The following is a 15,273-nucleotide window of genomic DNA, read 5'->3' as shown; positions in this document are numbered from 1 at the left end:
TGTCCTTCGCTTTGTGAAGCTTTCATCGTGTATCCTCCTAAATTACAAACAAATAACCCCGCCAAGCACAGAGCTTGTCAAGGATTTGAAATATTTTAAACACTATGAACCATCATCTACTATTCTATTAGAAGTTACAACCCTTAAGTAATTTTATACCCGAATTATTGACAAAACCGCTGACCATCTTTAGTATCCATATCATCGGGTAGTTGAGAATCAATTTCATTTGAACTCATATTTAAACCACAGAAAAGAGTGAACAGAATGCTTCGAAGGTTTTTTTCCTACTATCGTCCGTATAGAAAATTATTTATATTGGATTTCTCCTGCGCTGTTTTTGCGGGACTGCTAGAACTGGCTTTTCCGGTAGCCGTCAATAAATTTATTGATGATTTGCTTCCTGGTCAAGATTGGCCGCTTATTCTTATCGCTTGTGTTGCGCTGCTGGCGATCTACGCCTTAAATACGGTGATGCAGTATATTGTCACCTACTGGGGTCATATGCTGGGCATAAATATCGAAACTGATATGCGCAAAAAAATGTTTGACCATATTCAGAAACTCTCGTTCCGATTCTTTGATAATAATAAAACAGGCCATCTAATCGGAAGAATCACCAATGACTTAAATGATATCGGCGAAGTGGCGCATCACGGTCCTGAGGATGTATTTATTGCAATCATGACCCTTGTCGGAGCCTTTCTCCTAATGGCTGATATTAATCTGAAGCTGGCGATTATTACTTTTATTATCGTTCCAATTATGGCTTGGGTAATCATCTACTTCGGCCGCAATATGACTTCAACTTATCGCCAGCTATTTGGAAATGTAGGCAGTTTCAATGCCCGTATCGAAGATAATGTCGGCGGGATTCGGGTCGTGCAATCTTTTGCCAATGAGCAGCATGAACAAGAGCTATTCGCAGTAGATAATCAAATGTTCCGCAAAACAAAACTTATGGCTTATAAAATCATGGCTAGAAGCTTGTCCGTCAGCTATATGATGACCCGCCTCATTACCATCCTGGTGATGATCTGCGGCGCATGGTTCTTTATCAATGGCGAGCTGCAAATCGGTGAATTTGTGGCGTTTATCTTGTTGTCTAATATCTTCTTCCGCCCTATCGAGAAAATCAATGCCGTGATCGAAAGTTATCCTAAAGGAATTGCCGGCTTCAGACGTTATCTGGAGATCATTGACACGGAACCTGACATCAGTGACAAACCGGATGCCGTGGAGATCAACGCTTTGCGCGGTGATATTACATTCCAGGATGTATCTTTTGGATACGAAGAGAATCGTCCGGTTCTGCAAAATATAAGCCTTAACGTAAAGGCTGGCGAAACCATTGCCTTTGTTGGGCCGTCCGGCGCAGGCAAAACAACAATCTGCAGCCTGCTTCCGCGCTTCTATGATGTCACAGCCGGGGCCATCACGATTGATGGCATCGATATCCGTGACATGAAGCTGGAATCGCTGCGCAAACAAATCGGGATCGTGCAGCAGGATGTTTTCCTGTTCTCCGGGACAATTCGCGAGAATATCGCCTATGGGAAACTGGATGCAAAGCTGCCTGAAATCTGGGAAGCTGCGCGACGTGCTCATCTGGAGGAGCTCATTCAGAATCTGCCAGATGGAATGGAGACAGTCATCGGGGAGCGCGGTGTGAAGCTGTCCGGTGGACAAAAGCAGCGCCTGGCTATCGCTCGCATGTTCCTCAAGAATCCGCCGATTCTGATTCTGGATGAAGCTACTTCCGCGCTGGACACAGAGACCGAAGCCGCGATTCAGCAATCCCTGGCTGATCTGTCCGTAGGCAGAACCACACTCGTCATCGCTCACCGTTTGACGACGATCAAAAATGCCGACCGGATTATGGTCGTGAATGAAGAAGGAATCGCTGAACAAGGCAGACATGAAGAATTAGTCCATGCTGGTGGAATTTACAGCCGTCTGCATCAGGCACAATATAACTTTTAAAAAGTAATTTGCCACAGCTGGGCAAAAATGAAGCAAGCCTAGTCACCATGTTTTTGGCGACTAGGCTTGCTTTTTCACGTAACTCCTCTGTTTGCAGCAAACGTGATGCTTGATTAAGGAATTCCTCCCTGATTTTCTTTGGTTTATTGCTCTAACCCCTGCAATCAGGGAAAACCTCCCGCAATTCACCCCAATTTACTCATAATAGTGGAATTCAGGCGATATTTAGGGAGGATTTCCCTGAAAAGCTAAGTAACCAGCAAAAATAGCTATTTTCAGGGAGGTTTTCCCTAAAAATTAAAAACGGCACAATTAAAGCTCAGTTCTCCTACTTTCGCTATTGCGGCTCTGTTCCCCATACCAGCACCCCGTTCCGATAAAGGGTCACCTTGTTCCAATCCGCATAAGCGGTCTGAAGTGAATTAAACGAATAATCATTGGCCTCGTTAAAATTGCTCCAATCTGTCTTGTGTATCCGGGTCTGAATATCCCCGGAAGTTCCTCCAGCGGCAAGCATGCCCGCACCTGCGTTGAATTTCACTTCCAAATAGTAATCTGCTCCCGTTCGGGGCGTGTCCAGCTTTACAAAGCTGCCTGCTACCTTGCTGTTGCCGATCTGGGCATAATCACAGAAAAAGGATTGCGGCTTGTCTCCATCGATCGTATACCAGTAACGGATGCTCAGCTCGCTAAGATCGACTGCAGTTGTGCCGTTATTTTTAATATTAAAATAGGGCTTCATCTGGTTGTCATTTGGGTTAGTATCCGCTGTCCGATACGCCACTGCAAGCCCGGTGACCGGTTCGACAGGCCCCGAGCCTTGCGGTGTAGCCATCGCTTGTACAGAATTGCTGCTCGTACCCGCACTATTGACAGCATTCACAACATAATAATAAGTCGTTCCGTTGCTGACCGCCGCATCGCTATAGCTCGTCCCGGTAGCCGTAGTCAGAGTGGTATAAGGGCCACCACTCGTAAGTGACCGTTTCACCGTATAGGAAGTTGCGCCCGCCGAGGTGCTCCAGCTAAGATTCACGAGCCCATTGCCTGCAGCTGCATTCAAGTTAGCAGGAGCTGCTGGAACTACGGGAGCTGCCACTGTCTCCAATACGGACCAGTAGGCCGGCTTAGATTGAAGGCGCTCATCAAATAATAAAGGCCAATTGTTACGGGCTACCGGATAAGTGCGCAGCCAAGTATTACTGTCATCCTTCCCCCAGAGAGTGACATTCGTGACCGTATCCGTGTGCCGCAGGAAGATCTCAAATAATGATTTGTATAAAGCCGCTTGGCGCTGCTTCAAATTATCAGGGAAGGTCTCATAGGCTTGAGAATTATCAGAATACACACTAATATCCAGCTCAGTAATATGAGTTTCCAGCCCTAAAGCCTTGAACTTGATAATCGAATTTTCGATTTCAGAGAGCGAAGGATAATACAAACTAATGTGCGTTTGATGCCCTACTCCGTCAATAGGAACCCCTTTAGCCTGAAGTCGTACAATCAGATTGTATAGCGCTTGGCTTTTGGCTGGCTCATGGGTATTGTAGTCATTGATGAACAGTTTTGCGTTAGGATCAGCTTCATGAGCGAACTGGAACGCCTTCTCAATATACTCTTCACCCGCGATCTGGTACCACAGGCTGCGGCGCATGCCATCAGATTGCGAAGTGTCAATCACTTCGTTGACGACATCCCAAGCATAGATTTCACCTTTATAACGTTCCATAACAGTCTTAATATGACTCTTCATCCGCTCATATAACACCGTTTTGGAGACCAAATTACCGCTGGCGTCACGGAACACCCAATCCGGTGTCTGCGAATGCCAGACTAGGGTATGTCCACGTACCTGCTGTCCATTTGCGGTGGCAAAAGCTACTGCCGTGTCAGCTTCAGCGAAATTAAACACACCTTCCTGCGGCTCCGTGCTGTCCCATTTCAGAACATTTCCTGGCGTCACACTATCAAAATGCTTGGCCAACAATTGCCGATCCGGAGCTGTCAGAAGCTCACTATTCGTAAACGCCGAGCCGATCAGAAATTTGTTTGCAAACACATCCTTCAGCGAAGGAATCGCATCCTCGATGACAATTGGACCGAGATCCGGTAGCTTTTCCAATCGAAAATCATCCAAATAAAAAGAAGTTGTCGCGCTAGCCGGCACTTCAAAATAAATAGAAAGCTGATCTGCCGGCTCCAATAGCTTGTACTGCGCCTGAAGCTTCACCCAACCGTTCGCTGTCACTGCTCCAAAGGTCAAATTGTCATAATGAATGGTAGAAGGTAATGTCCGCTGCAGTGACATATAGATATTCGCGTTGGATGATCCGGCAGGCAGCTTCACCCATCCAATAAACACATAAGTTTGTCCCACTTCCAGCTGGCTAGTCACATCCAGTGAAGGTCCATGCCACGTTTTTGTTCGGCCGCTTACCTCCAGGCCATATGTGCCGCTGCGTGCCGCATCTGTTTTGGCTGTAAGCACCTCAACTTCCCCACGTCCACTCCAACCCTGAACAGTGCCATCTTCAAAATCGCTTTGCTGAATAAGCGTGTTCTCCGCATGTGCGGGTGCAGCCCAATACGCAGGTACAAGCAAACATAAAACCAAAACAAAATTAAGCGCTTTCAAAAAAGTTCCTTTTTTCATCGCTTCGATTCTCCCTTCTGAGTTAGGTTCGAACCTTATGGCTTCGTTTCTTCCTGTCCCCGATACCGCTCGGGCCACACCACCTTCCTCATAAAAAAATCAGAGCCTATCCTCAGGAGGAACCAAGCTAGGCAGGTCATCCGTGAAGTATGGGCTCTATATCGCCATAATATCACATTTGTTTCCATTTATGGAACTAAAATTAATTATTTTCGCTCTTATCTTACTTAAGCTGAACGGATCTGCGTTATCAGATCCGTTTAGCGCCGAAAAAACCCAAGAGACGACACCATTATGGTGTTGTCTCTTGGGTTACATAACATGCTGGCTGAATGTACGGGATTTTTCCCGTACAATTCGGTATTTCCAGCTGGATCAGCGCATTGTACGGGAGTTCTACGTACATTTCGGCGTTTCCAGCAGGATCAGCGCATTGTACGGGAGTTCTACCGTTCATTTCGCCACTTCCAGCTGGATCAGCGCATTATACGGGATTTATACCGTTCATTTGGACGTTTCCAGCAGGATCAGCACATTGTACGGGAGTTCTACCGTTTATTTCGCCACTTCCAGCTGAATCGACCAATTGTACGGGATTTTTACCGTTCATTTCGGCATTCCTAGTATGTACAAGAACATTATGCTAGTCAGCTATTGATTTTTCTTTCGTTACTATCATGATCAGTAGTAAAAAAATCAAAACTAGTTGAATACCTAAATATATTATAGAAAAAAAATAGATAAGACTTATCTGATCAAAGTCAGGCTTAATATCAAAAAAACTTAAATCAACAACCCCTGAACCTCTAGACTCTTTTCCTTGTAATTCTTTTAAATAAAATAGAATTCTCGTGCTAGGAACAATACTAATAACTAACCAAGAAATGTTGTACCTAAGCTTTTCCGTCTTTAAAGCTATCTTGCAAGACACATTCAGAAGAATTATTGGTGCTGCATACATTATAAACATTTTTTTTACTACTTCTACTTCCAACTTCCCCGTTTTCATTCCCAAATGGTGACTTGTAGGAGTACTTTCATCCTTGTGCTTCTAGATTCACCTTTCAATCTATCACCTCTCACAAGTTATATTCTAGTTTCTATAATTTTACAATGAAAAAATGGAGATACTGAGATACAACAACAAATAAAAAGAGAGCCGTGTTGTGAACACGACTCCCTCTTCATATAAACCGCATCAGTAGCGGCATATTTGCAAGGAGCTTAGCAATAAGCTGTCATCCTTGATTTATTTTTTCGCAATATGAACCTTCAGCTGCTTGCCCTTCACGGTGGTCTCTCTCATCGCTTGCAGCACCATTGCGCCTTTACCGTTCAAAATATCCACATAGGTCACATTGTCCTGAATCGAGATAATCCCGATATCTTCGGCGGAAATACCTTCAAGCTTTGCTATTGTGCCGACAAAATCGACGGCTCTTAGCTTCTTTTTCTTGCCGCCGTTGAAGTATAGCTTCATAATCTCTTTGTTTAAGCTTTCGCTTTTGTCCTTCTTGCGGACAGGCTGCTTATTGATCTTCTGCTCGAACGCTTCCTTTGCGTAGGCAACTGCGTCGTCCGAAGGAGCTTTCATATGCGGAATGCTGAAGCCAATATAGCTTTCAATTTCAGTTACCCACTTCTGCTCATTCGGAGTGACAAAAGTGATCGCTTTACCCGTCTTGCCTGCACGCGCGGTTCTGCCTGTACGATGCACGTAGCTTTCTTTTTCCAGTGGAATATCGTAATTAATCACATGGGTGATATTCTCGATATCAATCCCTCTAGCCGCTACATCGGTAGCGATTAAATAGCGGAATTGCCCTCTTTTAAAAGCATTCATGACCTCAAAGCGCTCATCCTGCTCCATACCTCCGTGGATCTTATCACAAGGATATTCCAGATCCGCCAATCCTCTGAATACAGCATTTACCTGCTCCTGCGTACGGCAAAAAATAATACAGCTATCCGGATTCTCCACCGTTATGATATCGCTTAGCAAAGAGAATTTGGCAGCTTGTCTCACTTCAATCAACGCATGTTCAATCGTAGCCGTCGTAATTCCACTTGCCTGAATCTCGATATCCGTTGGATCGCTCATATATTTTAGGCACAAATTCTTAATGACTTCGGGTAAGGTAGCTGAGAATAACATCGTTACTCGCTCTTTGGGCAGCTGCTTAATGATCTTCTCGATCTGCTCAATAAAGCCCATGCTCAGCATTTCGTCAGCTTCATCGATGATCAAATATTTGATTCGATTTAGCGGAAGTGTGCCTCTTTCAATATGGTCAAATACGCGTCCAGGCGTACCTACGACAACATGTGTTTTTTGCGTAAGCTCTATCTTTTGAGGGGCAAAGGGCTGCTTGCCGAAAAGAGCAACTGCTTTAATCCGTTTAAAACGTCCGATGTTCGTAATATCCTCTTTCACCTGCATCGCAAGCTCCCGAGTTGGCGTAAGAATCAAAGCCTGCGGCTTATTCTCCACCCAATCCACCAGATCGCAAAGCGGAATACCATAAGCTCCCGTCTTGCCACTGCCTGTTTGCGATTTCACAATCAGATCCTTTTGCTGCAAAGCCACAGGAATTACCTTGCTCTGTACCTCCGTAGGTGTCATAAATTTCAGAACATCCAGTGCTTTAATTATCTCTTCGTCTAACTCATAATCTCTAAATTGCAATTCACTCATCGTTCAACCTCTTCTATGCCGATTGTTCTGGTTAAAGCGGAAACTCCGCGATCCTTCCATCTTGTGCATACTTATCATTATAACAGTTATTGGCGTCCTTGATTCCATTCCTTATAGAACTGGTCCAGAAAATTCAACATGAAATCATGCCGTTCTTCCGCTAACTTGCGTCCATAAGCCGTATTCATTAAGAATTTTAGTTTCAACAGCTTCTCATAAAAATGATTCACAGCCGTCCCCTTGCTATAATCCCTGTATTCCTTTTGCAGCGACTCCTCGCGTGGAGCCACTTCTGGATCATAAGCCGGACGTCCCTTTGCGCCTGAGAAAATAAAGGTTCTGGCAATGCCAATCGCGCCAAGTGCATCTAGTCGATCTGCATCCTGCACCACTTGACCTTCCAGAGTCTGCATAGGTTCTCCTCCACCACCACTAAAGGACATTGTTTCAACGATCAGCATGATATGACGAATTTGCTCCTCCTCTGTAAGGTTTGCCGTAAGCCAAGTGTGGACTTTAAGCAGACCTGCTTCTTTTGACGGATTAAGCTTCTCGTCTGCAACATCATGCAGCAAGGCTGCCATCGTACAGATAAAAACATCCGCACGCTCGATCTCAGCAATTTCACATGCCGTGCTGCGGACCCGATGGGTGTGCCACCAGTCATGCCCCGTAGTATCTTGTCCTAGTTGTTCTTTCACAAATTCTTCCGCCCGGGCTATTATTAAAGGTTGATTCATCGTCAACAAGCTCCCCTCGCCTATGAAATATCGAAGCCCTATTATAGCTGATTGCCTGTCCATTCGCCTACTAAAAATCTTCGTTATAACAAATTCTTACTTGCACGACTCCAAATGATCCGCTATAATCGGCAGTAATCAAAATGTCGAAGGGAATTGATTCTGATGAACACCATAACAATCATGCTGAATCAACTTCATTATTATCACAAACAGCGTTAGCAACCCTGAAATTCTCAGGGAGGCTAACGCTACTCGCGTTGGCCTCCCTGCGGCATAGATCACGCGCAGGACCATGAGGTCCTGCGCGTTTTTTTATTTCTAAACTATGCCAATTCAAAGGAGCTACTAACGATGCAAAACATTAAAGGAACTTATGATTACTTCGGAAAAGAGCAGGCGCTCAGAAAGAACATTCAAAATACGCTGCAGGATTTGTTCGAACTCTATGATTTTGAATCCATGGACACCACATTATTAAATGAACTGGAGTTATTAACCTCGAAATATGCAGGTGGGGATGAAATTCTCAAGGAGATGTACCAACTCACCGATCAAGGCAACCGCAAGCTGGGCTTACGATATGATCTGACCATCCCTTTTGCCAAAGTGATCGCCTTAAATCCTGGAATAGTGTTTCCCTTCAAGCGTTATGAGATCGGAAAAGTATTCCGTGATGGTCCCGTGAAACGTGGGCGCCTGCGTGAATTTCTGCAATGCGATGTGGATGTTGTTGGTATTTCAGGACCTGAGGCGGAAGCTGAATTGATGCAGCTGGCCACAGAAGCTTTTCGCAAGCTGGACATCCCGATCATCCTAAAATGGAACAACAGACGTTTTCTCGGTGAGATTCTGGAATCGCTGGGTGTACCTGCCGAGAACCAACTGTCCGTTATGCTAACCTTGGATAAATTAGAAAAAATCAACCTCAGCGGCGTGAAAAATGAATTGATCAGCAAGGAAATAGATCCTACAACCATCGCTGCTATTCTAGAGCTTATTGAAATGGACAATCCAAGCTTTGAGCAGTTATGCCAAAAATATAGTCTTACCGGACAACCGGGAGCAATGGAGGTTCTTGTCCTGCAAAAGCTGCTCCAAGACATTCAGCTGCAGCAGACTTGCCGTTTCGATCCCTTCTTGTCCCGCGGGCTTTCTTTCTACACTGGAACCGTCTACGAGATCTTTGATGCATCCGGTTCCTTTACCTCAAGCTTGGGTGGTGGAGGCAGATATGACGCTATCATCGGACAGCTAGTGGGCAGAGAGGATATTCAATATCCTACGGTTGGCTTATCTTTTGGTATGGAGTCTATCATGGCGCTCCTTGCAGAACGTCCTATCCAAGAGCGCAAGACAGCAGAGGTTATGGTCATTCCGATTGGCGAGACGCTCCCACAGGCTTTAATTGCAGCCGCCGAGCTCCGTGCCTGTTCTATCCGGACCACTCTGGTATCCGGTAAAAGAAAACTTAAAAAGCAACTCGCCACAGCCTCATCCAAAAAAATCCGTTACGTTATTCTGATCGGCGAGAGTGAATCCAGTGTGGATAAGGTGCGGCTGAAGGATATGAAGGAACAAACAGAGGTTATAGTTCCATTAGATGAAGCTATCTACCTTATTACTGGCTAAACTGCTGCCTGATATCCTCCTAAAAAGATCTGCATAAAAAAAGACCCCGCCGGCGACCGGCGGGGTAAAGTCTATATATAAGGGAGGTTATACATGTACTATAACCCTGCAAGCTTAATATTTTATGAAAAAGAGATAAGGATTCCCTTAATTCATTTCAAACCCTTAGATCTTAAACTTATCTACTAACCCCTGAAGCTCTTTGGCACTTTGAGTATTTTCATCGGCCATAGTAACCTCCAGGAATGTTTTTTCCACGATATCCGCCGTTTTCACCGCGATATCCTGAATCCCTATAGCTCCTTCGTTTACTGTAGCAGCTACCTCATTAACGGCAATATTAATACTTGATATAGCCATACTCAAATGATCAGCTGCGCTCTCGAATTGTTTTAACAGCGTATTTACGGTGGCAGCATCACTGTTGTATTGCTGACTTACCTCAGTTAATCGTTCATAATCTGCTAGGACATTCTGGTCAATAAAAGAAAGTAATGCCTCAGAATTCTCCTTCATGGATTCAACAGAGGAATAAACACCTGTTACCACACCTTGAATTCCGGCCGCAATCTTAGACGACTTCTCAGCCAACTTCCGAATCTCACCAGCTACAACCGCAAAACCTTTACCTGCCTCACCCGCTCTTGCCGCTTCTATAGCTGCATTCAGGGCCAGCAGATTGGTCTGACTGGCAATGGATAGAATCGTATCCGTCAGTACATTAATCTCTGCAATCGCGCTCGACTGCTCAATCGCTTTTTCCATATCCATTCGCACGGATTCATAAATTTGTTTAGCATTCGTCGTAGATTCTGTTGCCTCATCTTGGAGAGCCAGCGCCCGCTCACTAATTTGTCTAGAAACGGCAGCGCCTTCCTTCACATTATTGGTGATCCCGGATACATTGTTATCAATTTCAGTAATTGCTGCTGTCATTTCCTCTGTGGAGGCTGCGGTCTCTTCCATACCTGCCGATAGCTGCTGCGTAGTCGCTGAATTATCGTGGGCATTTTCCCGCACATCTATAGACAGCTTCTCCAGCGTTTCTGCATTTTCAAGCACTTTGGACGAGATCGTAATTAAGCTTCCAGCCATCTCACGAAGTGTAGCCCGAGTGCTGAACATCGCTTTGGCGATCGTCCCTGTCTCATCTTTGTTTTTAGTCAAATACTCATACTCTGAGTCATGCGTCAAATTCAATTCTGCCGTTTTATTAATCATGTCCGTTAGTTTAACAATCGGAGAAGAGATTTTTTTAGCAAAATAAAGAGCAATCAGCAAGGCAATAATCAAACTTCCCACACCAAGAAATAAGTTGAAATTTCTCATATCAGTGACAGGTTTCACGATTTCATCGAGGTCTGCGGTTAATACAAGCAACCAGTGCGTCTCAGGTAAAACTGTATAGGTTGATTTTTTTTCCACATCTTTATATGTATTATTGAGCAGGCCATCCGCTACCTTCTCACCAGATTTCACACGCTCCATAACAGCTGCGATCTGCGTATTCTCAATAGGCTGACCAATTTGTGTTTTATCCGGATAATATAATTTATTGCCGTTCTCATCCAGTAAATAAGCGTAAGAGCTCGTCGTGTTTACCACTTTGGTATCCGCCAAATACTTAATCATACTATCTGCGGAAACAGCTGACGCAATAAATCCAATCATCTTTCCATTACTCTTTACGGGCTGTACAAAAGCCACTACATAAGCTCCTGTAGATTTTGATTTCAGCGTTTCACTGATCACAGGCTCAGCCGTCTCCATTACTCTTTTCGTATAATCTCTTTCACTAAAATCTGTCCCTATAAGCTTAGTATCACTGTCAGCCACACTAATACCTTTCATATCACTGACTAGAATGTGCTCAAGGTTTCCTGCTTCCTCCACAATGCTTTGTAGACTGGCGTTCACCTCATTCTGAAGCTTATCTCCTTTGTTAACTCCACCATTCCCAGCTTGCAGCAGTAGATCAACAATTTCCGAACGGCTCGCAATAAGCTCTGTACTTCTCTGCTCTTTTGCTATCATGGCTGATATAGTCTGAGCTTTGTTCGTATTGACCTGCTTCATAGAATTCTCAGTAAGATTCACAATCGCCTGAGTTGATTTCAAATACGTAAATATCCCCATTACAGAAATACATAAAAGGGTCACACCTATCATAACAAGTGATAACTTTAGGCGAATCTTCATATTCTTTTCATCCTTCCGACTGCTTGTTCATTTGCGAACAATGAAATTGTAAATAATACAATTACTATCGGGTGGCAAAGTTGAATAGTGAATATAAATCGCGCAAAAATAAGAAATATATCATAAAATGTCGAAATTTTTCATGTAAATGAATAAAATATCACAGCTTTTAGGTCATATAGCCCTCAAGAGATGTTTAACAAGGCCTGTCATCTGTCCTAGAAGAACTAGGTGGTTCTAGCTGAGAGACCGTATTCGCTTGCATTAATGCACCCTCACTTAACAGTCGTTTAGTTCTACTACGTAAAAATAGACCAGACATCGCAGCGAGTATTTGTTGGAATAACATCCCCGAAATTACTGGAAGCGCGACAGCAGGAGGAAAATATTTCACCGCTAATACAGCTCCTGCACTTAAATTCCGCATACCCGAATTAAACTGCACCGCAACGGAATCTTCATAACTAAAGCGGAAGCGGCGTGACACCAAAGCTCCGATTACATAGCCAAGCACAACGGTTATGAAGGTCACTCCAATAATGATCGCTAATTTGCCATCCGGATGTTTCAGATAACGGGCAATGCTGGCCCCATTAATAGAAACAACTACAAACAATCCGACTTTAACAAACGGAGCAAGCGGCGGTCCACATACCGTATTTACTTTCCCTTTTGTCCATTGATTCAGCAGCATCCCAACTACAGAAGGAATGACTACCATCCATAGCAGCCCTTTCATCATATCGCCTAGCTGAATTTCAACACTCGCTCCCATCAGCAAATATAAGGTACCCGGGACAACAATGGGCGACAAAAGCGTATCAATCAGAATAAGCGCCAATGTCAGCGCAATATTCCCTCCGTACATCGACACCCATACCACACTTACAACACCTGTAGGAATCGCGAACAACAATACATAACCAGTTACTGTATATGGATCTCCCGGAAATAAAGCCATGGCTGCAAGCCAGCCGATCAGCGGCATTACAATATGTAAAATTACCATTAGAATAATCAGCTTCTGAGGTTTCAGAAGTACCCCCAACAGATCCTTTAGGTTGGACTTCAAGCTACCGATCAGCGTCATTACAGCAAAAATCCAGGGCACGAGACCTGTGAACGGCAGCAGTCTGCTTTCGTTAAGTACGCCGACCACGATGGCCGTGGGTGTTAATAACGGCATAATCTTTTCTAGAACAACATTAGATTTGATGAGTCCATTTCTTATATTAGCAAACACTTGGCAGTACACCTTATGTATGAAGCTCATACATCCCTTATCTTTGTTTTTTATTAAGTCTACCATAAAAAAATAGGAACCAATTCTTAAATTGGTCCCTCGAAGTAATCTATATAGAGTGTTAAACTTCTATGCCTTGTGGAAACAATGCATCCAGTGCTGGGCAGGGCTGCTTATCCAAAAACTGTGCCAATGGCGCTGGCATATTATTGTATAAATCTTTTAGTGAAGTTCCTTGATAAATGTTGCCGATAATCACCGGATGGCAAAGCTCTGAAATCAAAATGTCGCCATTTCCATGCAGATGAAGCTGCTTCTTCCCCTCAATACAGTGAGGAAAATACACACCCGGCTGCTCTTCGAACCCAAGGGCGTCCATAAAGCGGTCCATACAGGTGAAATACAGAATCGTATCTTCTTTCTTCCGAGCGATCAGCTCGCTCACTGCATTCTTTAATTGTTCCCGTGCAGCTATAGACTTCCAACCCGTATGATCCATGACAATACTGTTCTGAATTTCATGTGTGCGCACGCCCATTGCGTAGACATGATCGCTGATCTCCTTCATATTATCCTGGGTTTCACTGAACAGCAGCGTCTCCAGTACGGTATCCACACTTGTTGCAGCGAATAGGGTAATATTTTCTCTTATTTTTTCATAGATGCTTGGATGAATATTATAATATTTTGAGAAAGCTTCCGCAGTAGTAAAATTGAAGGAAATATGTATAGTCGTTAATCCTGCGGAGACCAATTGGCCAATTCGTTCAGCATTTAAAAGACTGCCGTTGGAATTTAACTGTGTCTGAATCCCTCTGGATGCGCAGTAGGTTACAATTTCCACACAGTCATCGAATTTCAGCGTCACTTCTCCACCTGATAAGCGTACTCTTTTAAGGCCTGGAAGTTCGTCCAGAATGCGGATGACCTCTTTGGCTTTGATGCTTTGTCCATCATTTCTATTATATGCACAGCAATAATCGCAGCGGAAATTACAGTTCGAAGTTACCCCTATTTCTAACCCTTCCAGCTCATAAGTAAGCGGTTTGTCGAGCTCTAATGCTTTATATCTCATACTCTAAAGTCCTCCTGAAAAATAATGAATTTAGTTCAAAAGTTCAACCTTAGAGATTATATAGGTTTATGGCTTAGGTTAATGTGAGTTTTATAACATTCGGATTGCCAGCTATAACAGCTAACGATCGTGACTACGGAAATATCCGTTCTTCCAACCGGATTTGTCTCCAGTTTTCTTTGTTATTACCGTATCAATTGGTCGGATTCCGGAGACAACCTCTGCTAACGAGGCGAATTTTCCTTCGGAAAGCTTTCGGACAGTCGCTAACACGCCACAGTTTCAAAATTTCCTTTACCACTATATATTGGTTATACAATATAATAAAGGTTATATTTTACATTACTTTCACTCTGGATTATATAGACCCTTTTAAATTAAAGGAGCTTTTATATGAAGAAAGTTTATCTGTAGGCGTTGTTGGCGAAGCCCCTAAAGTAAGAGAAGAGCACGTGAGCTTCACAAGTATTTCATTTGAGGAATTAGAAGAACACGCAAAAGTCAATGACACAAAGTTACCTACGACCATCAGAAGTTACAATCATATCTCCCTTGTATGGTACTCTCGAAGCGCATTCCTGAATCTCTCCTTCATTCGATTATGTTAATCATTGACAGATTTTCATAAGATCTTATATACTAATAAAAATCCGAAATATAGTATTTTTGGTAAAAAAGAGGAATCTAATATACCGAAAAATTGCCTCATTAGTACTGATTAGTTCTTTACTTCTTGGATCAAGAGGTGTTGTAAGCGCTTCAAGTAGCAACAACAACGATGTCGAAGCACAGATTAGTAAGATTTATCAAGAAAGAGCGGATCTACTGGGAGAACATAAGGCTGGCTACGAAATAGAATATGAAAAGCTAGGGAAGGAACTAGAATCTTTGGGGGTAGATTATTTAACTCCAGAGGAAGCACAAGTTGTAATAGGACAAAAAATTCTTAGGAACAGACAGCTCACAAATACAACCATTTGTTGATTTACCGGCGAGCACAAATATTGTTTGGTCTAGTTTCCGGTCTAACTGGGTCAAAAATGGGGTTACATA

General features: G+C 43.6%; 10 protein-coding genes. 2 read left to right on the top strand and 8 right to left on the bottom strand.

Features of this window, described 5'->3' with window-relative positions; all coding sequences use genetic code 11:
• Nucleotides 1–267: 267 nt before the first annotated feature.
• Complete coding sequence (locus MHB37_RS09850; protein WP_076125049.1) at nucleotides 268–1,983, top strand: ABC transporter ATP-binding protein; 1,716 nt, start codon at nucleotides 268–270, stop codon at nucleotides 1,981–1,983.
• 337 nt (nucleotides 1,984–2,320) lie between these two features.
• On the opposite strand, the gene MHB37_RS09845 is transcribed toward MHB37_RS09850, so the two are convergent.
• The 5 genes from MHB37_RS09845 to MHB37_RS09825 form a co-directional block, all read right to left on the bottom strand.
• Entirely contained in the window at nucleotides 2,321–4,636 is a 2,316-nt protein-coding gene (locus MHB37_RS09845; RefSeq protein WP_076191303.1) for an endo-1,4-beta-xylanase, read from the bottom strand.
• A 292-nt stretch (nucleotides 4,637–4,928) separates the two neighbouring features.
• Nucleotides 4,929–5,093 carry a hypothetical protein gene (locus MHB37_RS09840; protein ID WP_405169190.1) on the bottom strand — a complete coding sequence of 55 codons (165 nt, stop codon included), beginning with the start codon at nucleotides 5,091–5,093 and terminating at the stop codon, nucleotides 4,929–4,931.
• A 186-nt stretch (nucleotides 5,094–5,279) separates the two neighbouring features.
• On the bottom strand, nucleotides 5,280–5,630 hold the full coding sequence (locus MHB37_RS09835) for a hypothetical protein (RefSeq protein WP_143762728.1): 351 nt from the start codon (nucleotides 5,628–5,630) through the stop codon (nucleotides 5,280–5,282).
• 255 nt (nucleotides 5,631–5,885) lie between these two features.
• On the bottom strand, nucleotides 5,886–7,331 hold the full coding sequence (locus MHB37_RS09830; protein WP_076184329.1) for a DEAD/DEAH box helicase: 1,446 nt from the start codon (nucleotides 7,329–7,331) through the stop codon (nucleotides 5,886–5,888).
• Between the two features lie 86 nt (nucleotides 7,332–7,417).
• Entirely contained in the window at nucleotides 7,418–8,071 is a 654-nt protein-coding gene (locus MHB37_RS09825; protein WP_036679342.1) for an HD domain-containing protein, read from the bottom strand.
• 354 nt (nucleotides 8,072–8,425) lie between these two features.
• Between MHB37_RS09825 and MHB37_RS09820 the strand changes: the two genes are divergently transcribed.
• Complete coding sequence (locus tag MHB37_RS09820; RefSeq protein WP_340012281.1) at nucleotides 8,426–9,703, top strand: histidine--tRNA ligase; 1,278 nt, start codon at nucleotides 8,426–8,428, stop codon at nucleotides 9,701–9,703.
• A gap of 165 nt (nucleotides 9,704–9,868) precedes the next feature.
• Here MHB37_RS09820 and MHB37_RS09815 read toward each other — a convergent pair whose 3' ends face one another.
• The 3 genes from MHB37_RS09815 to MHB37_RS09805 all read right to left on the bottom strand — a co-directional run bounded on the left by MHB37_RS09815 (nucleotide 9,869) and on the right by MHB37_RS09805 (nucleotide 14,220).
• Nucleotides 9,869–11,902, bottom strand: coding sequence for a methyl-accepting chemotaxis protein (locus tag MHB37_RS09815; RefSeq protein ID WP_405169189.1), 2,034 nt, complete (start codon nucleotides 11,900–11,902; stop codon nucleotides 9,869–9,871).
• Between the two features lie 196 nt (nucleotides 11,903–12,098).
• Nucleotides 12,099–13,145, bottom strand: coding sequence for a bile acid:sodium symporter family protein (locus MHB37_RS09810; protein ID WP_405169188.1), 1,047 nt, complete (start codon nucleotides 13,143–13,145; stop codon nucleotides 12,099–12,101).
• Nucleotides 13,146–13,266: 121 nt separating this feature from the next.
• Nucleotides 13,267–14,220 carry a radical SAM protein gene (locus MHB37_RS09805; RefSeq protein WP_405169187.1) on the bottom strand — a complete coding sequence of 318 codons (954 nt, stop codon included), beginning with the start codon at nucleotides 14,218–14,220 and terminating at the stop codon, nucleotides 13,267–13,269.
• Between the last annotated feature and the right edge of the window lie 1,053 nt (nucleotides 14,221–15,273).

This window comes from Paenibacillus sp. FSL H3-0286 (assembly GCF_045040705.1).
In the GTDB taxonomy this organism is placed as follows: Bacteria; Bacillota; Bacilli; order Paenibacillales; family Paenibacillaceae; genus Paenibacillus_AQ; species Paenibacillus_AQ odorifer.
Note: the sequence above shows the minus strand (reverse complement) of the source record. Positions and strands in the feature narration are given on the sequence as shown.